Below are 21,848 nucleotides of genomic sequence, written 5' to 3' on the forward strand. Positions count from 1 at the left end.
TGATAGGTTCGAGGTGGAAGCGTGGTGACACGTGGAGCTGACGAATACTAATAGATCGAGGACTTAACTAACCTTTTTGGTAGATGTACGTTGAATGATCTCTTATTTAGTTTTCAAGGTAACAAGGAAAAAATGACTTTTTTCAACAAAGATCTTGATTTTTTCACAAAAACGATTATAATAAGATTTGTGCCTCTTTGAAGCACAACATAACAGATAGCAACTTTGCCTGGTAGTAATGGCGGAGAGGTCACACCTGTTCCCATGCCGAACACAGTAGTTAAGCTCTCCAGCGCCGATGGTAGTTGGGACTTTGTCCCTGCAAGAGTAGGACGCCGCCAGGCAAAATTGATTTATATTTTGTAGAAAGACTTATTTCATATCGCGGGGTGGAGCAGTCTGGTAGCTCGTTGGGCTCATAACCCAAAGGTCGTAGGTTCAAATCCTGCCCCCGCAACCAAATTATCATCTAAAAATAAACTAAAAAGTTCAATAAGAACATTTTGGCTGTATATATCGAACAATATCCTACATTAATATAATAAATTTGGTCCGGTAGTTCAGTTGGTTAGAATGCCTGCCTGTCACGCAGGAGGTCGCGGGTTCGAGTCCCGTCCGGACCGCCAGATAAATAGAACTCAACACACATGGTTTTAATAAAATCGTGTGTTTTTTATTTTCTTATAAAATGTTGGCTTATCACCAAATTTCTATGGTGAGTAACGCTATCGTTTTGTTTCTACGTTAAGCTACAAATTTATATACCAGATATAAGGTGCTGTAATTCAGTATAGCATCTAAATCACTGATTTGATTAGAATCATTTAGATTACAACTTATAGTACTATCAATTACTGGGGGATGTTAAAAACCCCCACAGATTGTAGATCACTTTATACTTTCCTGTAGTGTAAAACAAAATCACAATACAAATCTTTTCTCCACAAAACCAGTATTTCCTTTTTCTTTTTCCCACATTTTTTGCTATCATAAATATAGTTATATATGAAATTTGGTGAGCGACAAGTGGATGAGTTTGAATTTATAAACACAATTAAACAAAATTACTACAGACAGTCATCTGTGGTAAAAGGTATAGGCGATGATGCAGCTGTTTTTCGGCAAAACACAAAAGATATCGTGACTGCTGTTGATACGTTTGTGGAAGGTGTTCATTTTCGAAAAGATACGATGTCTGCTTATGATATCGGCTTTCGTACTTTAGCAGCAAATATTAGTGATTTAGCTGCTATGGGTGCTCAACCTGCTTTTTATTTGGTTTCCATTGTTTTTCCCAGCCATTGGTGCCCTCAAGAAGTGCAGCATATTTTCCAAGGGATGAAGGCAATAGGAAGCAGGTATAATATGGATTTAATTGGTGGAGACACAGTGTCTGGAAACGAACTCGTTCTAACCATTACAGTGATAGGCTATGTTGAAAAATCACAAGCTCGATATAGACATCATGCTAAAGATGGTGATATTGTCTTTGTTACGGGAACTTTAGGTGATTCACAAGCTGGTTATCATATTATAACAAATCAAAAGAAGTATAAAGATGCTGCTTATTATACGGAACGCCACCGAAGACCAGTTCCTCGAGTTGATTTTGCTCTTGGGATACCTACAACTGTTCGCGTTGCGTTAAACGATGTGAGTGATGGTATAGCTAATGAGGCTGCAGAGATAGCAACAGCATCAAATGTAAGTATGCAACTTTTTGATGAAGCAATTCCGGTCTATAAAAGTTTTTTTCAGTTTTCTAAGTCTGACCAGTATCAATGGAAATATTTTGGCGGAGAGGACTTTGAATTAATCGGTACAGTTGCTGCAACGAATTGGGACATATTAGTTGATACTGCCAAAAGAGTCGATTTACAGCTGACGCAAATAGGAAAGGTATTCTATGAACCCGATCATAATCATGTTTACATAAACAAAGGAAATCAGCAATTAGAAAGATTGCTACAAAAAGGGTATAATCACTTAAAGTAGGTGTACAAATTAAATGTATGAAATAATAACAAATACAGAAGAAACAACCATAGATTTAGGTGAAAAGTTGGCTTTGTTATTGAGTCCTGGAGATGTTGTTACGTTAGAAGGCGATCTTGGTACAGGGAAAACTACGTTCACAAAAGGATTAGCTGCAGGGCTTGGGGTAAAACGACATGTATCTAGCCCAACATTCACAATTATTAAGGAATATGAAGGTGAATTGCCTCTTTATCATATGGATGTGTATCGGTTGGAAAATAGTGAAGAGGATATAGGTTTTGATGAGTACTTCCATGGAGAAGGAGTAACGGTTGTAGAATGGCCTCAATTTATAGCCCCATTCTTACCAGTAGAGTATTTGGAAGTAAAGCTTGCTAATATTGACGAAAGGTCACGAAAGTTTACCTTTATCCCACATGGTTATCACTATGAATGGGTAATAGAACAGTTAAAAAGTTAATTCGACATACGAGGAGTCATGGACATGAATATACTTGCAATGGATACATCGAATCAAGTATTAGGTGTTGCCATTCAACAGGATGATACAATATTAGGTGAAATAGTTACAAATTTACCTAAAAACCATTCCGTTCGATTAATGCCTGCTATCGATAAACTAATGCAGGAAGTAAATATGAAACCGGAACAGTTGGACAAAATAGTAGTAGCTAAAGGGCCAGGTTCTTATACAGGTGTTCGTATAGGATTGGCTACAGCAAAAACGATGGCGTGGGCATTAAATATCCCTGTTATTGGCGTATCAAGCTTAGAAGTGCTTGCTTATCAAGGACGTTTTTTTAATGGCATTATTTGTCCTTTTTTTGATGCTAGAAGAGGGTTAGCCTTTGCAGGATGCTATCGTTTTGAAAATAATCAGTTACAAATTTTGAGAAAAGAAGAAAACGTTGCTATGCAGGATTTACTTGAGGAACTTAAAAGCTTGGAAAGATCAATTTTATTCTTAAGTCCAGACATATCCATTCATCAAGAACAAATTATATCAATAGTAGGGAATAGAGCAGTGATCCCAGAAGAGCCGGTTCATGTAATTCGTCCTGCGCATGTAATTGCAACAGCTAAAGAAAAACAAGCAGGGTCTACACATACACTACGTCCTAATTACCTTCGTTTAGCAGAAGCAGAGGCTAAATGGTTAGAAAGTAATAAAGGTTGTTAACTTCGTGATGAAGCAGGAAGTTACCATAAGAAAAATGCGAGTAGCAGATATAGATGCTGTTATGTATGTGGAGAAAGAATCATTTTCTACAGCTTGGTCGGAGGAAATTTTTAAACAGGAGTTAGTTGAAAATCAATATGCGCATTATTTTGTTATTGAATGTAATAGAAAGATTGTCGGTTATGTAGGTATATGGATTGTCTTTGATGATGCACAAATAACCAATATTGCTATTTTGCCATCTCAGCGTGGAAGAAAATTAGGTGAACAGCTTTTCCGACATGTATTCAAATATGCACTTATCCAAGGAGTGCGTCGTTTATCATTAGAGGTGCGAAAGTCTAATATTGTTGCTCAAAAGCTCTATCGCAAATTTGGGCTTGTAGCTGGTGGCATTAGAAAGCAATATTATACAGATAATCAGGAGGACGCAATTGTGATGTGGGTGAATATAAATGAGTAAAGAAGTAGTAATACTAGGTATTGAAACAAGTTGTGATGAGACGGCAGTTGCCATTGTCAAGGATGGTAAAAAAATCTTGTCCAACGTCGTTTCATCACAGATTGAAAGCCATAAGCGGTTTGGTGGTGTTGTCCCAGAAATTGCTTCCCGACATCATGTAGAGCAAATTACATATGTTTTAGAGGAAGCTATGGAACAAGCAGCTATTAGTTGGAGGGAAATTGACGGAATCGCTGTAACAGAAGGACCGGGTCTTGTAGGAGCGCTGTTAGTTGGTGTGAATGCAGCTAAAGCTCTCGCCTTTAGTAAACATAAGCCATTAATTGGTGTACATCATATTGCCGGTCATATCTATGCAAATCGCTTGCAAGAAGAATTTAAATTTCCTTTATTAGCACTGATCGTCTCCGGCGGGCATACAGAGTTAGTTATTATGAAAGCGCATGGTGAGTATGAAGTCATTGGCGAAACAAGAGATGATGCAGCTGGAGAAGCATATGATAAAGTAGCAAGGCTATTACATCTACCTTATCCAGGTGGTCCCGAAATTGATAAGTTAGCAAAACAAGGTGAAGAAACGATTGCATTTCCGAGAGCTTGGCTGGAGCCAGATAGTTATGACTTTAGCTTTAGTGGTTTGAAATCTTCGGTAACAAATACAATTCATAATGCAAAACAGCGTGGTGAATCGTTGAAGCCAGAAGATATTGCAGCAAGCTTCCAAGCAAGTGTCATAGATGTATTAACAACGAAAACGGTGCGCGCGGCTAAAGAGTATCATGTAAAACAAGTCATCGTAGCTGGTGGTGTGGCGGCTAATAAAGGGCTTCGATCTTCTTTACAGCAGGAATTTGCCAACTTACAAATCCCTTTACAAATTCCGCCACTTTCTTTATGCACAGACAATGCTGCAATGATTGCAGCTGCTGGGACGATTGCTTTTGAACAAGGGAGAAGGTCTGGTCTAGATTTAAATGCTCGAGCGTCCATGTTATTAAAATAATCCACACCCATCCACAAGTCTGTGCATAACTGTTTAAAGTAGTGGTCTAGTAATAGCTTTATTGTGCATACGTTTGTGGATATATATAATTAGTGCTGTGGATAGTGTGAATAACATATGTGAATCGTTGGTAGCCACTGTATGAAAATAGGGTTTCCGTGTGGATAATGTTAGAGTAAAAGCAGAAATTTGGTGATAAGCAATGTCAAAAAAGCAATCCTATTATATACAAACAGATTTAATCTCTATATTTATATTACTTGTATGTGTCAGTTTGCTTTCGATTTATAATGCGCAACAGCTAGAGCAGTACAGTGCAAACTTTATGCTACAGCAATCCGTTTGGTTTACGGTCGGAATTGGTATCGTTGCAGCTATACAATACTTGGACATGGAGCAAATATATAAAGTGAGCATATACATTTATGCTTTTGGTGTATTTGTACTTTTTGTACTACTCATTAGCCCAGAAAGTATTGCACCACATACAAATGGAGCAAAAAGTTGGTTTAATTTCAAAGTTGTTACAATACAACCATCCGAGTTTACAAAAATAACGACCATCATTTATATGGCTACAGTTATACAAAAGCATAAAGAAAAATTTCTTAAACCAACCCTTAAATCTGATTTTAAACTGCTTATTAAAATTTTGACCGTGGTAGCTTTACCTGTGGCATTAATTATGATGCAGTCCGATTTTGGAACGTCAATGGTTTATTTATTTATAGCTGGAGTTATCATTATCCTTTCAGGTATTCATTGGAAAATACTAACGACATTAATTGTGAGTATCACTTCTGTTATTGGAGCTGCGCTAGCTTTTATTGTTAAATTTCCTGATTTAGCTAAGCAGCTAGTCGGTGAGGGACAAAAATATCAAATAGATCGTATACTCACTTGGTTTGATCCATCGCAACAGGCAAGTGATGCAAATTGGCATTTTAATCAGGCCTTTATGGCACTCGGATCTGGTCAATTGTTTGGTAAAGGAATGGGGAGTCAGGAAGTGTCGTTTCCGGAAGCACAGACAGATTTTATTTTCTCCATCATCGGGGAAAGTTTTGGCTTCGTTGGCGGTGCACTTGTGATTTTTCTATATTTTATCTTCTTATATAAATTAGTAATGATTGGGTTGTCCATTTATAGTCATTCCCCTTTTTCCGCATATATTTGTTTTGGATTTATGAGTTTATTGCTCATTCACGTTTTTCAAAATATTGGTATGGCGCTAGGGATAATGCCAGTAACAGGAATACCGCTGCTTTTTATAAGTTATGGAGGTAGTTCTGTAATGGCTTCTATGCTTGGTTTTGGTGTTATTTATCGGATAGCTGTGGAAAACTCTATTCAAAATGATTATTTATTTAAGTAAAACTTGTGGATAAATTAAATATTCGGATTATCCACATGTGCATAATGGGGAAGTTTAAATGATAGTAGGAGTTTTTCCGCTTTATTTAATCGTTTAAAGCTGGGAAATACACGATATATCCTAGGTGGCGCTTCAAACTCAACAAGATTTCCTATAGAAAACTTGGCTTATCCCCAATTCTTTAAGGCTTTCCTATAGTAGTATAAAATAATAAAACTTACCCACATGACCAAGTCATGTGGGTAAATTAATCTTCCAGTAATTCTGCCCATTCTTCCATGTAGAAGTTCACTTTTTGTTTACGACGATTGACTTCTTCTGATAATTCTAATGCTTTTTCATGATCTTGAAAGATTTCTGGTAACTCCATCTGGCTTTCTAGCTGCTCTATATCGTTTTCTAACTGTTCAATTTTTGTTTCAAGTTCTTCGATTCGTCTTTTTTTCTTTCTTTGTTCGCGCTGTAATTGCTTATCGCGTTCAAAATGGCGTTTTCTGTCTGAATCGGGAGCATGTTCACTTTGATTGGATGATTCGTTTAATCGTTTTAATTCAGCTTCTTCTGCTTTTTTTTCTAAATAATAATCGTAATCGCCAAGGTAAATCGTCGTTTTCATCTTTTGCATTTCCACTACTTGATCAGCAATTTTATTAATAAAGTAACGGTCATGGGAAACGAATAAAATTGTACCAGGAAAGTTTACTAAGGCGGCCTCGAGTACTTCTTTACTATCAATATCTAAATGGTTGGTCGGTTCATCAAGAATGAGAAAATTTGCTTGTTGCATCATTAATTTTGCTAAAGCTAGCCGCGCTTTCTCGCCGCCACTTAATGCATTTACCGGCTTTAAGACATCTTCACCAGAAAACAAGAAATTACCGAGAACTGTCCGAATATCTTTTTCATTTGTGGTTGGATAGTCATCCCATAATTCCATCAACACGGTTTTAGAAGAGTTTAAGTTTGCTTGTTCTTGGTCATAGTAGCCGATTTGTACGTTCGTTCCGAGCTGAACTGTCCCATGGATCGCTTTTAATTTTCCCAACACAATTTTTAGTAGCGTCGTTTTCCCGACTCCGTTCGGTCCAACAAGAGCCACGCTTTCTCCGCGGTTAATTTGCAAATGTACATTTTGGAATAAATTTTCTTCTTCATTCGGATATCGAAATGATAGTTTATCTAATTTAAGTACATCGTTGCCACTCCGACGGTTCACTTGAAACGAGAAAGAAGCAGACGCTTCGTCCCCTAATGGTTTATCTATTTTATCCATTTTTTCTAGTTGTTTCCTTCTGCTTTGTGCTCGTTTTGTAGTTGAAGCTCGCACAATATTACGTTGAATAAAGTCTTCCATTTTCCTGATTTCAGTCTGTTGCTTTTCGTATTCTTTCCATTCTCTTTCAAAATCAAGTGCTTTTTGCTCTAAATACTTGCTATATGTTCCGACATAACGCTTTGTTTGATGGCGAGCTATTTCATACACAATAGATACCGTTTTATCTAGAAAGTAACGATCGTGGGATACGACTACTATTGCACCAGGATAACTATTTATGTAGGTTTCTAGCCAATTTAACGTTGCAATATCTAAATGGTTGGTCGGTTCATCTAAAATGAGTAATTGCGGCTTTTTTAATAGTAGCTTTCCTAATGAAAGTCGTGTTTTTTGACCGCCGCTTAGCGTTTGAATCGGTGTATCATAGTCAAATAAATGAAAATTCAACCCCGTTAAAACCGCTTTTATATCGGCTTCATACGTATATCCGCCATTTTGTTCATAAGCGTGACGTAAGCGGTCATAATCACGTAATAGTTTTTCATAGGCTTCAGAAGTATAAGTTGTTGCCTGTTCCATCTTCTCTTCCATTATTCGCAGTTGTTTTTCTTGTTTCGTTAATTCAGGGAAAACAGTAAGCATCTCCTGCCAAATTGTTTTTTCAGACTCTAGTGCAGTATGTTGAGCTAGGTAACCCAAAGTAAGATCTTTAGGCATAAATAATTCACCTTGGTCATAGCTTAGTTCCCCTGCCATTATTTTTAATAATGTTGATTTCCCGGAGCCATTTCTTCCCACGATAGCTATTCGATCATGATCTTTTACTTCTAGCTTTATATTTGATAAAATTTCATCAGCACCAAATGATTTTGACAGACCGTTCATTTGCATTCGTATCATAATATACCCCCATCTCTCTTCTAGTGTATCTTACTTTCCTAAAATCAATCAATATAATTGTGAACTAAGTCACGACTTATTTCCAGTTTTCTGCTAAAATAAAAGAGAGTTAGTAAATAAAACCAAATCCCCCGAATGAATCTAGGTTAGGAAAGTTGATCAAAAGCATTGATACAGTTTTGACTCGAAATCTATATATCAAGAGGAAAGGAAACTTTTTGATCGCTTTATAATGTAAGCGATACACAATAGGGCACGAAAAATTTTTAACTGTAGAGTCAAGAAATTGGTAACAGCATGCTGTAAAAAAATAAAATATAATAGTTGAAGTGGAGGATGATAAAATGATGGAGCAAAATAAAATACCTCAAGCGACTGCTAAAAGATTACCTTTATATTACCGATTCATAAATAATTTAAATCATCAAGGGAAAAAGCGTGTTTCTTCAAAAGAATTAAGTGATGCGGTGAAAGTAGATTCAGCTACGATTCGCCGAGATTTTTCCTATTTTGGCGCTCTTGGTAAAAAAGGGTACGGTTATAATGTGGAGTATTTGCTTGAATTTTTTCGGAAGACATTAGATCAAGATGAAACGACAGAGGTTGCACTCATAGGCGTTGGGAATTTAGGTACTGCATTTTTACATTATAATTTCATGAAGAATAATAATATTGCGATTAAAATGGCATTTGATAGTAACCCTGAAAAAGTCGGCACGATGGTTAGTGATGTGCCTGTTTATCATATAGAGGAATTAGAGGATAGACTGGGTGATATTAAAGTGGCCATATTGACTATTCCTGGAAGTGAGGCACAACCTATGGCTGATCATTTGGTTAATAGGGGAGTGGAAGGGATACTCAATTTCACACCAGCAAGAATAACTGTACCAAAGCATATTCGTGTACATCATATTGATCTAGCTGTGGAGTTACAAGCATTAGTTTACTTCTTAAAACATTATCCTCTAATCACAGAGGATGAAGAAGAGGAAGTGCCCATGGATTGAGGTAGTTCAAGTATAAATGAGGAAAATACACAAAAAATGATGGCTTCCTGAATGGGTGCCATCATTTTTTTGTACTATAGAAAGTTTAAAAGTTTTATAGTATAAGAAACACGATAGCGTTTTTTCACCATAGGACTAGGCGACAAGTCAAGTTTTTCTACATTATAAAGAAGGATGAAGTATCAATTAACAAGCTCAACAAGATATGAGAGTGCTGAAATGCATAATGAGCCTTCGTACATGTCGGGACTTCATCTTCCACTTGTAAAAAAACTGTCATCCGCCATATATCCTCTATCTACCTTCTTCCTTCCTCATTCGTTCATCATGGATAAACAAATAAATAAAAAATCATACTGCTTCATTCTAAGCGTTTGAAATGGTAATAGAGCGTATCGATTTGCGAATCTTATGTTTTATTGTTGCGTTTTTGTCGAATATGAATGGCGAGTAAGCGGATGCCTACACCTGTCTCCAGTGTGGCGAATAATGCTAACACCATTGTTGTTATATTCCACATTGTTTCATCTACACTTAAAATAGCAACATACGTGAAAAATGCTCCCATAATAAGGTAGACGATTCCCATTGTTTTGGGAGAAATCTTCATATTGAAAGCCTCCAACCAGCCTAGTTTTCATATTACATGTAAGCAGAACGTTTATTACAAAGATTTGGTAACGTTTTTTATTAAATCCTATAAGTTAATGGTAGCATAGACGTGTACGTATGCAAGGTAACTTATAATAAAAGGACGGTTTGTAGCTCGTTTAGTTGTTTTTCGATTTCCGCAGGATCAAGATTGTATTGCGCAATAACAACAATTCCATTCATTGCCATGTGAGCAAAGATGGGTACGATAATTCGTTTCGTTTTCACATATAAGTAAGCAAATACAAGCCCCATTGTTCCATAAACTAAAATATGTTGTGGTTCTCCATGAATAATCGCGAAAAGAGCCGCAGATATAAGCGCGGCAATAAAGAAGTTCGTTCGCTTATATAGAGTTCCAAATATAATTTTTCGGAAAATAATTTCTTCTAAAACGGGGGCTGTCAAAACTGGAATAATAACAAATAGAGGTATAGCCCGTGCCATTGTCATAATTCCTTGTGTATTTTCTGAACCTGGTGCAATGCCTAAAAGCGCTATTTGGATAAAATTTGCAATGCCTTGGCTAAATATAGCCATAAATGTACCTAAAATCGACCAAGTAATGATACCCCAAATGGATGCACCGTCGCGCTGTTGTAACCCTTGTTTCATGTCGGGTCGCATTAATAGTAGTACTACAATAAGACCTAATAGAAAACTAATTACCCCTCCATATATGGATGCCTCTAATTTGGAAACAGGAAATGCGCTATAAACGATACTCCCAGTTAATATAACCGAAAATTGTGTAATAATGTAGCTAATAATAACCCACCAATATCTTTTTGGCAATGTACAACGACTCCTTTTTTTGTACTAAAAGTGTAAAGGTTTATAGTTTAAGGAGAACCACAGCTTCCGTTAAAAAGAACTGGCGGTAAGCCCAGTTTTCCTAATACTAGGATAGTAGAGGATTTTTGGTTTATAGTATAAAACCAATGATGGTGCTTTTTCGCCATAAAGACTTATTTTTCCTCAATGATTCTATACATTTCTATTTTTATCTTTACGTATATTATTTTAAGTTTTTCGTATGAGAAAAATGATATTCTCCGTAAAAATGTCTTCATGTTCAATAATAAATGATCTATCCGTATCATATATTGCTTTTATGTCATGTGTTGGGGGGGATAGATATACTTCATATAAATTCATTACATAAAGTGTCTTCATATCTTTATTAGGGCAAAAAAAATTGTCTTATAACGTGTTCTTGTTTTTATTGGAGATACAAGAGGGATGGAAAACACCTTATTGTTAGAACCGTATTTTAACGCATGAGAAATAATACGTATTTCGAAGTATTTATATTTGAATTATCACAATGAGTAACGATAACATAGAATGTACATGTTATTTTATCATATATTCGTAATTTCTATATAACAGAAAGATTGATAATGTATGAATTCTCTTGCTCTCTTATGTGTATGTTATTTTTACACTGTAAGGAAACAATAGCTTTTGCCATACAGATTAGGCGAAAAGCCAAGTTTTTCTAAAAAAATTATGCTTTCCTACTTGCAATTTTCTCCGGAATTATTTATTATAATAATTGGAATTAGCACTCACCTGATTCGAGTGCTAATAAAAATATAAGATTAGAATTAAGGAGGCTTTCTACACATGATTAAACCACTAGGAGATCGCGTTGTTATCGAGCTTGTTGAACAAGAAGAAAAAACTGCAAGCGGTATCGTACTTCCTGACTCTGCACAGGAGAAACCACAGGAAGGCACAGTAGTTGCAGTTGGTTCTGGACGTGTAACAGAAAAAGGTGAAAAGGCTGCCTTAGAAGTGGCTGAAGGAGACCGTATCATCTTTTCAAAATTTGCCGGTACGGAAGTGAAATACGAAGGCAAAGAATACTTAATTCTTCGTGAAAATGACATCCTGGCTGTAGTAAGCTAATCTCGATATAAGAATAGATAAATATTACGTAACTTGAACAATAAAAGGAGGATTTATCGATGGCTAAAGAAATTAAGTTTAGTGAAGAAGCACGTCGCGCAATGCTACGTGGTGTAGATACATTAGCAGATGCGGTAAAAGTTACATTAGGACCTAAAGGACGTAACGTTGTATTAGATAAAAAATTCGGTTCACCGCTTATTACGAATGATGGTGTTACGATTGCCAAAGAAATTGAGCTTGAAGATAAGTTTGAAAATATGGGTGCACAACTCGTATCTGAAGTTGCTTCTAAAACAAATGATGTTGCTGGTGACGGTACAACGACAGCAACTGTACTCGCTCAATCCATGATTCGTGAAGGGTTGAAAAACGTTGCTTCTGGAGCTAACCCTGTTGGTGTTCGTCGTGGAATCGAAAAGGCTGTTGAAGTAGCAGTAAATGAACTAAAAACGATTTCCAAGCCAATCGAAAGCAAAGAATCTATCGCTCAAGTAGCAGCAGTTTCTTCTGATGATGCAGAAGTAGGTAACCTTATTTCTGAAGCAATGGAACGTGTTGGTAACGATGGTGTTATTACCATTGAAGAATCAAAAGGTTTTAACACAGAGTTAGAAGTAGTAGAAGGTATGCAATTTGACCGTGGATATGCTTCTCCATACATGGTAACAGACCAAGACAAAATGGAAGCTGTTTTAGAAGATCCATACATTCTAATTACAGATAAGAAAATCGGTAACATTCAAGAAGTATTGCCTGTACTAGAGCAAGTTGTTCAGCAAGGTAAACCTTTATTGATGATCGCTGAAGATGTAGAAGGCGAAGCGTTAGCGACACTTGTTGTTAACAAATTACGTGGTACATTTAACGCAGTAGCTGTTAAAGCTCCTGGATTCGGTGACCGTCGTAAAGCAATGCTTGAAGATATTGCTACACTAACTGGCGCTGAAGTGATTACAGAAGACCTTGGTTTAGATCTTAAGAGCGCTACAATGGATCAACTAGGTCGTGCTGCGAAAGTAGTAGTTACAAAAGAAAACACTACAATCGTAGAAGGTTCTGGAAATCCAGAAGCAATTTCTGCGCGTGTTGCACAAATCCGTGCGCAAGCTGAAGAAACAACTTCAGAATTTGATAAAGAAAAACTACAAGAGCGTCTAGCTAAGCTAGCTGGTGGAGTAGCAGTAGTGAAAGTTGGAGCTGCAACAGAAACTGAACTAAAAGAGCGTAAACTACGTATTGAAGATGCGCTGAATTCTACACGTGCTGCTGTAGAAGAAGGTATTGTTGCTGGTGGTGGTACAGCATTCATGAATATTTACAACAAAGTAACTGAATTGAACCTTGAAGGAGACGAAGCAACTGGAGCTAACATTGTACGCCGTGCTATGGAAGAACCAGTACGTCAAATCGCACACAATGCCGGTCTTGAAGGATCTATCATTGTTGAGCGTCTAAAAGGTGAAAAAGTAGGTGTTGGTTACAACGCTGCTACTGGCGAATGGGTAAATATGGTTGAAGCTGGTATCGTTGACCCAACAAAAGTTACTCGCTCTGCACTTCAAAACGCTGCATCTGTAGCTGCAATGTTCTTAACGACAGAAGCAGTAGTCGCTGACAAGCCTGAAGAAGACGGCGGCGCTGGCGGCGGAATGCCTGATATGGGCGGCATGGGCGGCATGGGCGGCATGATGTAAAAATCCACTCAAGAATGTTGATATAGCAACATCTTAAGCGGATATTCTACCGTCAAAACCCTAAAAAGTAACATAAAAATAACATTTTTTAAGAAATTAAGTTAGAAAGGGCGTCTTTGTATAAAGTTCTTACTTTTGCAGAGGCGTCCTTTTTCATTTTATTTGTTACGTGAGTATAAATTTTCATAGTTGTTTTCATATCCTCATGACCTACTTTTTCCATAATAGTTGCCAAATCGATTCCGGCCTCAGTCATCATACTAATATGTGTATGCCTAAAAATGTGAGGGGTAGCTTTTTTAGTAATATTGGTATATTCAAGTAATCGGTTCTTTTCTGGATAAATGGATAACCGTTAGGTCTGCTAAACACAAAATTTCCATCGTGGTACTCTTCTAATTCATGCCTATATTTCATCTTGGTTTTACTTTGCCTTCTGTAGTGAGATTTTAATAAATTTATAATCTCTTCTTCTACATTTATTGTTCGAATGCTTCCTTCTGTCTTAGGCGGTGTTAATTGGTATTTTTTCATGTTGTTATTTTCGTTATAAAGCGTCTTTGTAATTCTAATTTCATTACTTTTAAAGTTAATATCTGTCCATTTTAAAGCAAGTAATTCTCCTGAACGCATTCCAGAAAACGCCAATAGATAAAATCTTTCAAGATCTAAATCCAATCCATGTTCACGTACAGCTTTAAGAAAATCATCAAGTTCTTTACGTTCCAAGTATTTAGTTTCAATTGGATCTTTTTCAATTTCTTCAACTGTTTTTCTTTTTTTAGGAACAACTACCCCGTTTTGAGGGTTATCTTTTATTAGTTTATCTTTGATTGCTTGTCTGAATATCATTCCAGCTGTCGTATTTACCCCTTGCACGGTTGTCCTAGCAATATCATTCCTAGATTGTAAAATTAAGCGAGACACATAAAATATTGTCATCACATCAGTATTTAAGTGAAGGTCACCCTACCTCCACCCTTGACCTTGTTTGTGCCCGTGGTGAGATGTAAGCGGCGGATAGTTGAAAAAATGCTATAAGGCAACATCCGCATGAATAGCGTACCACGGACAATCCATTCTAAGCTCCGCTGGTGGGGTCCCCCGTCCCCTTCCACCGATCACTAAGAATGGGCACGGTGGTCAAGGGCAGGCAGCTAAAGCTGTGGTTAGTGTGATATTGTGACTTCAAAGAGATGACACCATGCAATACAAAAAAGACATACCATGATATACTCAATCAAAACCAACCAAAGTTAAGGAGAGTGTATCTGACATGTCTTATACCTATCTTACCAAAACAGAGCTCATATTCATAGGGAAATAGCTTGAATTTGGTCTATTAGGTCGGAAAATCGCTGAAAAATTAAAGCGTTGTCATGAAACTATTTATCGTGTAATTCGCGAACCAAAAAACGGTCTAACTCCGATAGACATTCATTTGAACTATAAAGCGAACAAAGCTAAATGCGGTCGAAAAAGAACGTAGTTAACAGATGAAGAAAGAGCCTACATTGAAGAAAAAGCCCGTGACGGTTGGACGCCTGATGTCATCATCGGTCGGAATGAAAGACTATTTCCTGTAGCACGCGTACCCTTTATTGTAAGTTTGAAGCAGGCGAATTCGATGTGAATACTTTACCTATACAAGGCAAACGCAAGCCAAATGGCTATAAGGAAAAAAGAGGGAACCGAAGCTTTAGACGCAGCATTCACGACCGAGACAATGACCATCCGAATTACAAGAAAGAATTCGGTCATCTAGAAGGAGACACGATTGTTGGTCGCCATCGTAAAAGTGCTGTCATCACATTGGTTGAGCGATTAACAAAATGTATCATTGCCATTAAGCCGGAGGTAAGAAGAGCTGCTAATGTTGAATCATCGCTTAATGACTGGCTCGCTCCACTGCCGAAACACTTGTTTACATCGATTATTTTCGACTGTGGTAAAGAGTTTTCTAATTGGAAATCTATCAGTAATAAGCAAGATATTGATATTTATTTTGCAGATCCTGTAACTCCTTCACAAAGAGGATTAAATGAGCATTCCAACGGTCTGCTCCGAAGAAATGGGCTACCAAAAGATATGGATTTCAACCACATAACCTAAACGTATATTTCTGAAGTAGCATTTAAACGAAACAATGTTCCAAGAAAATCATTAGGTTACAAAACACCGATGGAGTGTTTCATGTCAATAAAGAATTTGATCAAAATATGTTGTCTCGATTAATTTGACAAATCAAAACTTAAAAAGCCCTGTCCTTAATTGGATGGGGGGTTAGCATACAATCACAGTGTTAACCTTTAGCCTATTAATAGTATTTAATTTATGACAGAACGATTTGGGCTATTAATTATGATCCGTTTAACAAAATTAAAAGATGAAACATAATGAATTATTCTGTATACTGTAACTAAGCATGTATTAAAGCTGGAGGGAATTTTATTTATGTTTTTGCCCGAAAAAATATACAGAATATTAGTTCTTATTAGTTTGGTGGCTATTGTTACGGTTGTGTTTGAAGAGGAAGATTTACTGTGGTTCAGGATCTTTTTATTTGTGTTTATTGTAATAACTATTATAGATTTAATAAAGTTATTTAGAAAAAAGCGTAATCAGTAAAGGATTTTATGCATTTAAAAAACCGCATGATTCTAAAAATAGATGTCATGCGGTTTTTAATATTATAATGACTCGATTTTTAATACGTTGACACGTCGTAACCTACAATATGTTCACCTGTATGTTCGACCCAAACAGCACCGTCAAAAACCTCAGTAGTTCCTCTTTGGGTGTAGATAGTAATTTCTATACCGTTGTTTCCTTTAGCTTCATTGAGCGCGGCTACAAGTGCCCCTGCAACACCGGCATATCCAAGAACGGCTTTCCCAACTCTGTTTTTGACAAGTCTTTCTAGAGCTAAACTACCTCCTGAATAAATACCAAGAGACCCATTTGAAATACGAATTGTTTCTTCTTTAATTGGACCATACAGTTTGTCTTCTTTAACTCCTTCATTAGGATTGTAATAATGGTCAGGGTCTCCAAGAAAACTAGGTATTGGTTCAGCCTCAGATTTACTAGATTCTGCATTAATTCCAGGTGCAATTAAACCAGAAACTAGTAAAATTGCCGAAACAGAAACAAGTAACTTCTTAAAATAATTTTTCTTTTTTGAAATAATAAAACCCTCCAAATAATTTTTGTATAGCCAATATTATGGCTATATACAATAATTTCTACAGGGAAAATCAAAATCCTTCTTCATTATACATTATTTTTATAAAATAATAATTCAAGTTAAATAAGGGCCGCAGTAATTATTGGTTTGACTACGTGAAGTCCAGATATTTTTCTTTCCACAACCAAAACCACCTCCTGTAACCATAATCGAAATGAACTGCACCCCTTAGACACAACTCTAATAATTGGAAGTGCAGTTTTTTATGGCTAAATTCACCAATGTTGAAAAAATACAAGCAGTCATTCGCTATCAAAGTGGTGCAGAAGGCGTAAAGTCAATGGCTAAATCCATAGGAGTTGACCATTCAGTCCTCTTAAATTGGATTAAACAATATGAATATTACGGAGAAAAAGCTTTTGAAAAATGCTATACATCTTACACATTGCAGTATAAACTAGATTTACTTAATTATATGAACGAACAAGGGACATCTATCCGGGAAACAGCAGCGATCTTTAATATTTCTACACATTCCACGCTTTTACAATGGAAAAAGCAAATGGAAGCAGAAGGAATAGATGCCCTAGTACCAAAGAAAAAGGGGCGTCATCCATGAAAAAAGGTTCTGATCATACATCTAAAAAGTAAAAGCCGGATAAATGGACTTTGGAATCATTACAAGCAGAAATAGATCGTTTACGCATGGAGAATGCCTATTTAAAAAAGTTGAATGCCTTAGTTCAAAATAAGGAAAAATCACCAAACAGGACAAAGCGCAAGTAGTCTATGAACTAAGGCATGAATTCCCTGTGAAGGCACTTCTGCAGCTGGCAGAGATTCCACGTAGCACGTACTACTATATAATAAGTAAATTCGGACTTCCGGATAAAGATGCGGAGTTGAAAAAGCTGAATCAAGCTATCTACGATGAGCATCAAGGACGTTATGGATACCGCCGTATCCGGGACGAACTATGGAATCGAGGGCATAAGGTAAACCATAAAAAAGTCCAACGCATCATGAAAGAATTAGGTTTAAAAAGCCTAGTTCGAATGAAGAAATATCGCTCTTACAAAGGAAAAGTTGGCAATATTGCACCAAATATTTTAGATCGGAACTTTAATGCCGAAAAGCCAAATCAAAAATGGGTAACGGATATTACAGAGTTTAAATTATTTGGGGAGAAACTCTATCTTTCACCTATACTGAATTTATATAATGGGGAAATCATTGCCTATACAATCGACTCTAGACTTACTTATTCACTTGTATCGGAAATGTTGGAGAAATCATTTAAACGGTTATCAGAGGAAGATGCACTGCTTATTCATTCCGATCAAGGCTGGCATTATCAAATGAAACAATATCAGCACGCCTTGAGAGAAAGATTGATTACGCAAAGTATGTCACGTAAAGGCAACTGTTATGATAATGCCGTTATTGAAAACTTCTTTGGCATTATGAAATCAGAATTTCTTTATTTAATTGAATTCGAAAGTATAGAGCATTTTAAGCAAGAGCTAGAAAAATATATAGAATACTATAACAACAAACGAATCAAAGCAAAACTAAAAGGCCTGAGCTCGGTACAATACCGAATTCATACCTTAATAGCTGCTTAGTAAAATTATCTATCTAACTTTATGGGGTCACTTCAAAATAAGTTACGAGGAGGTGTTTTTTTTATTTATTCAAATAAAAATTAAAAAAGTTTAATTAGTTAGTAAAAATCACCTATATAAAAACAGGTAAAAAAGATGCATGGTGTATGGGTTATTTTACCATTAGAATTTATATAGAGGAAGAAAAGCTGAAATGTCTTCATAACAAGGGGATTTAAAAGGAGAGGGAGAAGGGGGATAGTTTGTGAAGCGTGACTTACAAATTAATTATGGGATTTTAGATGATATTATTGGCGAACTTCGGACATATAAGCCTGCTTTAGAAAAAATGGACGATTCACTTGATAAAGTGAGTACCTTTGTGCAAACAAATGAGGGGAAAAGTGTTGAAGCATGGGATCAGAACATAAACACCTCGAAAGAAAAAATTGCTAATTATGAAACACAGATTAATGACCTTTTATCCCTGTTTGAAAATTATGTAACAGACACGACGAGATATATCTCACCGATTTCAAGAAATACGATGATGCGTGTGGATCGTAATGATATTTGGGCGAATTTAAAGCAAATAGAGGGCGGTATAACGAATAATGTGTTTAAGGCATTAAACAAAAGCTATCAGCAACCTGCTTCATTTTTCGGCATGTTTGATGACCCAACGGATGCGGAAAAAGAAGCAAGTGAGATCAACCGACGTCATATGGAGCGGATCCAAACGAGTATTGAAGCAACGAGAAAAAAGTTGGAACGTTATATGGACGAGTTATGGGATTTATATCATTCCAAAGTGAAAAGATTTGAAAATGCGGATGATGAATACAATAACTTGGCGGGAAACGTAAAAAGGAAATATACGAATTTCTTTGAAGGTGTCATGGATGTTGTCAGTAGTGTAAACAAAGCTGTCGATGATTTTGAAAAAGGGATAGTAAACAGCATTGCGGGCATGGTTACGGGACTGCTAACCGTTGTTAAAGATGCAGGTGTTGTCGCCGTATCTGGCGTTGTTCCTGATCCTGTGGAGCCATCTTGGTTAAAAGATAGCGCAGATGAAACAGTTGATGCCTACACACAAGCTGCGATACAATTCTTACAAGACCCTATGCGTGCAGTGGAATCAACTGCCCAAGCCTTCACAGATACGGTGGAAAGTGAAGGGGTTATGTACGTTACTGGTGCGACCATTCCTGCCTTAATACCAGGTAGTTTGGCTGTTAAGGGAGCATCAGGCGTTGCCAAAATAGGTGCAGGCGCAGCGAGAAGAGCGCCGAAATTATTGGATAGTAAGCCTTTTAGTGGTAATTATTATCGGGAAAAGGTAGAGGCAGCTAAAGCTGGAATGGTTAAAGTGAAAATGCCTGTTTTCTATCGAGAGAAATTGTCGACTGGAGAATCTACAATTCCGATACTTGGCATGGAACGGAAACCTCTTGGTGAGATTCGTCCGCAGATGTTTTCGGTGAAGAACCTCGGGGAAAGAGCTCAGAAAAAATTTGAGGCTAAGAGTACGGTTAATAAAGATGCGGAAGTTTCACCTGCTTTTAGGCAAACTGAATTTGCTAGTTCGTATGAAGCAAGGCTTAATCAGACACCTTCACCGATTAATAAAAAAGTAGGATTTGAGGGAGGCAGAGGAGAATCTTTATGTACGCTTAAACCTCCGCCAGATCCAGAACTGAAAAAAATGTTAGATGAAGCTGGCATTAATGGTATACAATATAAAAATGCTATTCCTGATTTCTCATCAATAGCAAAGGCTCAAGTGGAAATTAATTATATGCTAGGCGGAAAGAGCGTTTATGGCGGGAAAGCTAGACGAGCTAATTTCATTCAATCAGATCAAAAACTAGCTGACCAACTTAATAATTCACCTGAATTAGCAAGAGAATTTGGGATGGAGTCTGGTAGAATCATCGCAAGAGATATAAAGAAATACCGGGAAATAAACAATTTGACATGGCATGAATTAAATGATGTTAAAACAATGCAGCTTGTGCCAACAAAAATAAATAGTGAATTCGGACATTTGGGTGGTGTAGGTGAAATAAACACTGGAGCTTTTGAACCTGGAGGCTTTGCCAATAAACAAAGAGGGGAGATTATAAAATGACTATAAACGATCCAATTTTTGGTGAACTTATGTATGATTATGGTTGGTCAAGAGTCATAACTATTGATTTTTTTGGAAATGAAACCGAAATAGATTTACTAATAGATGGTGAAGAGGATGGACAGTTTGATGAGGGCCAATATACGGCATACCAATCATTGATGAAAAAATGGCATGATTTACAACCAAGTTTTTTGGATTCCATCTTGGAATATTACAATCAAAAGCGACATGAACTAGGCTATGATATTGAATTAAATGAAAATTATCCTTTAGTTGAAACGACAAATCAAATGTTAAAAATGATAAGTTTAGATGGAATTGTTGTTCCATATGCAGATATTTTTGAAGCTCGACATATCGGAATTACATTTAATTGTACTTGGGATACAGAAAATGGACTTGGGCTTCGTCTATTAAATGAAAAAGTAACCGAGGTAGGTTACCAGGATGTTGCAATTTAAATATTACTATTTTAATATACCATGTATTTTTGGACATAAATTAATATTAGATCTTTAAGTAAGTTAAAAACCTTGATGGGCCAAATCTTTAAAGGATGTTATTTTTTAAAAAATAACATAAAAATAACCGATGGAAATAACGGAATGAAATACGATGAAAAACAATAGTGTTTTTATTTTATAAGCTGCATTTTTTAGGTGAAAAGAAGTGAGAAGTAATTTGAAGAAATGGTGTCAATTATGGCGGCATGATGTAAATCATCGCCCGTAACCTCTGATGCATCAAGGGTTATAAGTGTTGGTTAGGTGATATTTGGAGAAAGTCTCACAAAAACCTCACATTTTTTAAAAAGTTGTTTTTTCAAGGATGTTTCCGTAAAGATTAGATATCTTTTCGGTTCCATCCCTTTTCATTTTATCCGAAACATGTGTGTAAATCCGCTTAGTAGTATCAATATCTTCATGGCCAACGCGCTTCATGATTGTAATAATATCAACACCAGCTTCGGCTAGCATACTAATATGAGTATGTCTAAAATGTGAGGTGTAGCATACTTTTTTATACTTGTTTTTCGCATGAGACGATTCATTCTGGTTAAAATTGTCTTTGTAACAAAAGGAAACTCGTTTGCTCTTGCGAATACAAAATCTTTGGCGTGATAGCCTTCAATTAAAGTTCTATAGCATTTTATGTTTATCGTTTTCTTGAACGACTTTTCGTAGCATGTCCATAACGGATTGTTCCATGCTTATTAAGCGATGGATCCATCTGTTTTGGGAGTTATTAGTTCGTAACCACGCATTTATTTTTTCATTCGTCTAAGTAAAGGTAAAAAAGAAGCTCAAAGAGTTTTCACGAAAACAGTCGTAAGCCGATTAAAAGCTTTGGGAGTTCATAAATTAGCTTGGGCAGCAGGAGCAACGTTAGCGATTGCTAAACAAATTGACAAAAGGGATAAATATCCTAATAATGGATGGATAGATATTGCGTT

At 36.5% G+C, this 21,848-nt stretch carries 18 protein-coding genes, 2 tRNA genes, 1 rRNA gene and 2 pseudogenes; 16 read left to right on the forward strand and 7 right to left on the reverse strand.

Going from position 1 to position 21,848, the window contains the following annotated elements; genetic code table 11:
* Positions 1-228: 228 nt before the first annotated feature.
* The 9 genes from rrf (at position 229) to BUB45_RS18945 (ending at position 6,019) form a co-directional block, all read left to right on the forward strand.
* Positions 229-344, forward strand: a 5S ribosomal RNA gene (rrf, locus tag BUB45_RS18905).
* A gap of 39 nt (positions 345-383) precedes the next feature.
* Positions 384-460 (forward strand) — tRNA-Met (locus BUB45_RS18910).
* An 89-nt stretch (positions 461-549) separates the two neighbouring features.
* Positions 550-626 (forward strand) — tRNA-Asp (locus BUB45_RS18915).
* Between the two features lie 379 nt (positions 627-1,005).
* Complete coding sequence (gene thiL, locus BUB45_RS18920; protein ID WP_244527777.1) at positions 1,006-1,995, forward strand: thiamine-phosphate kinase; 990 nt, start codon at positions 1,006-1,008, stop codon at positions 1,993-1,995.
* A 13-nt stretch (positions 1,996-2,008) separates the two neighbouring features.
* Positions 2,009-2,458 carry a tRNA (adenosine(37)-N6)-threonylcarbamoyltransferase complex ATPase subunit type 1 TsaE gene (gene tsaE / locus BUB45_RS18925; protein WP_073013401.1) on the forward strand — a complete coding sequence of 150 codons (450 nt, stop codon included), beginning with the start codon at positions 2,009-2,011 and terminating at the stop codon, positions 2,456-2,458.
* Between the two features lie 24 nt (positions 2,459-2,482).
* The gene (tsaB, locus tag BUB45_RS18930) at positions 2,483-3,178 is read left to right on the forward strand and encodes a tRNA (adenosine(37)-N6)-threonylcarbamoyltransferase complex dimerization subunit type 1 TsaB (RefSeq protein WP_073013403.1); all 696 of its coding nucleotides are present in this window, start codon (positions 2,483-2,485) and stop codon (positions 3,176-3,178) included.
* Between the two features lie 7 nt (positions 3,179-3,185).
* Complete coding sequence (gene rimI / locus BUB45_RS18935; RefSeq protein ID WP_073013422.1) at positions 3,186-3,641, forward strand: ribosomal protein S18-alanine N-acetyltransferase; 456 nt, start codon at positions 3,186-3,188, stop codon at positions 3,639-3,641.
* Positions 3,634-4,644, forward strand: coding sequence for a tRNA (adenosine(37)-N6)-threonylcarbamoyltransferase complex transferase subunit TsaD (gene tsaD, locus BUB45_RS18940; protein WP_073013405.1), 1,011 nt, complete (start codon positions 3,634-3,636; stop codon positions 4,642-4,644). Before rimI ends, tsaD begins: the two co-directional genes overlap by 8 nt.
* 202 nt (positions 4,645-4,846) lie before the next feature.
* Entirely contained in the window at positions 4,847-6,019 is a 1,173-nt protein-coding gene (locus BUB45_RS18945; protein ID WP_073013407.1) for an FtsW/RodA/SpoVE family cell cycle protein, read from the forward strand.
* Between the two features lie 247 nt (positions 6,020-6,266).
* On the opposite strand, the gene BUB45_RS18950 is transcribed toward BUB45_RS18945, so the two are convergent.
* Positions 6,267-8,195, reverse strand: a complete 1,929-nt coding sequence (locus tag BUB45_RS18950; protein ID WP_073013409.1) for an ABC-F family ATP-binding cassette domain-containing protein — start codon at positions 8,193-8,195, stop codon at positions 6,267-6,269.
* 347 nt (positions 8,196-8,542) lie between these two features.
* Here BUB45_RS18950 and BUB45_RS18955 point away from each other — a divergent pair, with 347 nt between their 5' ends.
* Complete coding sequence (locus BUB45_RS18955) at positions 8,543-9,205, forward strand: redox-sensing transcriptional repressor Rex (RefSeq protein ID WP_073013424.1); 663 nt, start codon at positions 8,543-8,545, stop codon at positions 9,203-9,205.
* A 409-nt stretch (positions 9,206-9,614) separates the two neighbouring features.
* Here BUB45_RS18955 and BUB45_RS18960 read toward each other — a convergent pair whose 3' ends face one another.
* Together BUB45_RS18960 and BUB45_RS18965 are read right to left on the reverse strand one after the other, a co-directional pair.
* A complete protein-coding gene (locus tag BUB45_RS18960; RefSeq protein WP_073013410.1) occupies positions 9,615-9,815 on the reverse strand; it encodes a YdiK family protein in 201 nt (66 codons plus the stop codon).
* A gap of 131 nt (positions 9,816-9,946) precedes the next feature.
* Positions 9,947-10,651: a CPBP family intramembrane glutamic endopeptidase gene (locus BUB45_RS18965; protein WP_073013411.1), complete on the reverse strand. Its 705-nt coding sequence runs from the start codon at positions 10,649-10,651 to the stop codon at positions 9,947-9,949.
* A gap of 834 nt (positions 10,652-11,485) precedes the next feature.
* On the opposite strand from BUB45_RS18965, the gene groES reads away from it, so the two are divergent.
* Both groES and groL read left to right on the forward strand, forming a co-directional pair.
* Positions 11,486-11,770 (forward strand): co-chaperone GroES, encoded by a 285-nt coding sequence (gene groES, locus BUB45_RS18970; protein ID WP_073013412.1) that lies wholly within the window; start codon positions 11,486-11,488, stop codon positions 11,768-11,770.
* A gap of 59 nt (positions 11,771-11,829) precedes the next feature.
* Positions 11,830-13,467 (forward strand): chaperonin GroEL, encoded by a 1,638-nt coding sequence (gene groL / locus BUB45_RS18975; RefSeq protein WP_073013413.1) that lies wholly within the window; start codon positions 11,830-11,832, stop codon positions 13,465-13,467.
* Between the two features lie 88 nt (positions 13,468-13,555).
* Here groL and BUB45_RS20700 read toward each other — a convergent pair whose 3' ends face one another.
* Both BUB45_RS20700 and BUB45_RS18985 read right to left on the reverse strand, forming a co-directional pair.
* A complete protein-coding gene (locus tag BUB45_RS20700) occupies positions 13,556-13,813 on the reverse strand; it encodes a tyrosine-type recombinase/integrase (RefSeq protein ID WP_342068368.1) in 258 nt (85 codons plus the stop codon).
* The gene (locus BUB45_RS18985) at positions 13,723-14,409 is read right to left on the reverse strand and encodes a tyrosine-type recombinase/integrase (protein WP_073013415.1); all 687 of its coding nucleotides are present in this window, start codon (positions 14,407-14,409) and stop codon (positions 13,723-13,725) included. The genes BUB45_RS20700 and BUB45_RS18985 overlap by 91 nt, the downstream gene beginning before the upstream one ends.
* 334 nt (positions 14,410-14,743) lie before the next feature.
* On the opposite strand from BUB45_RS18985, the pseudogene BUB45_RS18990 reads away from it, so the two are divergent.
* Positions 14,744-15,702, forward strand: a pseudogene (locus tag BUB45_RS18990) (IS30 family transposase).
* A 472-nt stretch (positions 15,703-16,174) separates the two neighbouring features.
* Here BUB45_RS18990 and BUB45_RS18995 read toward each other — a convergent pair.
* A complete protein-coding gene (locus tag BUB45_RS18995) occupies positions 16,175-16,669 on the reverse strand; it encodes a hypothetical protein (protein ID WP_073013417.1) in 495 nt (164 codons plus the stop codon).
* 250 nt (positions 16,670-16,919) lie between these two features.
* Between BUB45_RS18995 and BUB45_RS19470 the strand changes: the two are divergent.
* The 3 genes and pseudogenes from BUB45_RS19470 to BUB45_RS19015 all read left to right on the forward strand — a co-directional run bounded on the left by BUB45_RS19470 (position 16,920) and on the right by BUB45_RS19015 (position 20,856).
* Positions 16,920-18,279, forward strand: a pseudogene (locus BUB45_RS19470) (IS3 family transposase).
* A gap of 1,453 nt (positions 18,280-19,732) precedes the next feature.
* Positions 19,733-20,392 carry an HNH endonuclease gene (locus BUB45_RS19010; RefSeq protein WP_073013426.1) on the forward strand — a complete coding sequence of 220 codons (660 nt, stop codon included), beginning with the start codon at positions 19,733-19,735 and terminating at the stop codon, positions 20,390-20,392.
* The gene (locus BUB45_RS19015) at positions 20,389-20,856 is read left to right on the forward strand and encodes a DUF6985 domain-containing protein (RefSeq protein WP_073013421.1); all 468 of its coding nucleotides are present in this window, start codon (positions 20,389-20,391) and stop codon (positions 20,854-20,856) included. Before BUB45_RS19010 ends, BUB45_RS19015 begins: the two co-directional genes overlap by 4 nt.
* A 345-nt stretch (positions 20,857-21,201) precedes the next feature.
* Here the strand turns inward: BUB45_RS19015 and BUB45_RS20845 are convergent, their stop codons facing one another.
* Positions 21,202-21,498 (reverse strand): tyrosine-type recombinase/integrase, encoded by a 297-nt coding sequence (locus BUB45_RS20845; protein WP_084723838.1) that lies wholly within the window; start codon positions 21,496-21,498, stop codon positions 21,202-21,204.
* Positions 21,499-21,848: the final 350 nt, after the last annotated feature.

It is taken from the genome of Virgibacillus chiguensis, from assembly GCF_900129865.1.
GTDB classification, from domain to species: domain Bacteria; phylum Bacillota; class Bacilli; order Bacillales; family Amphibacillaceae; genus Virgibacillus; species Virgibacillus chiguensis.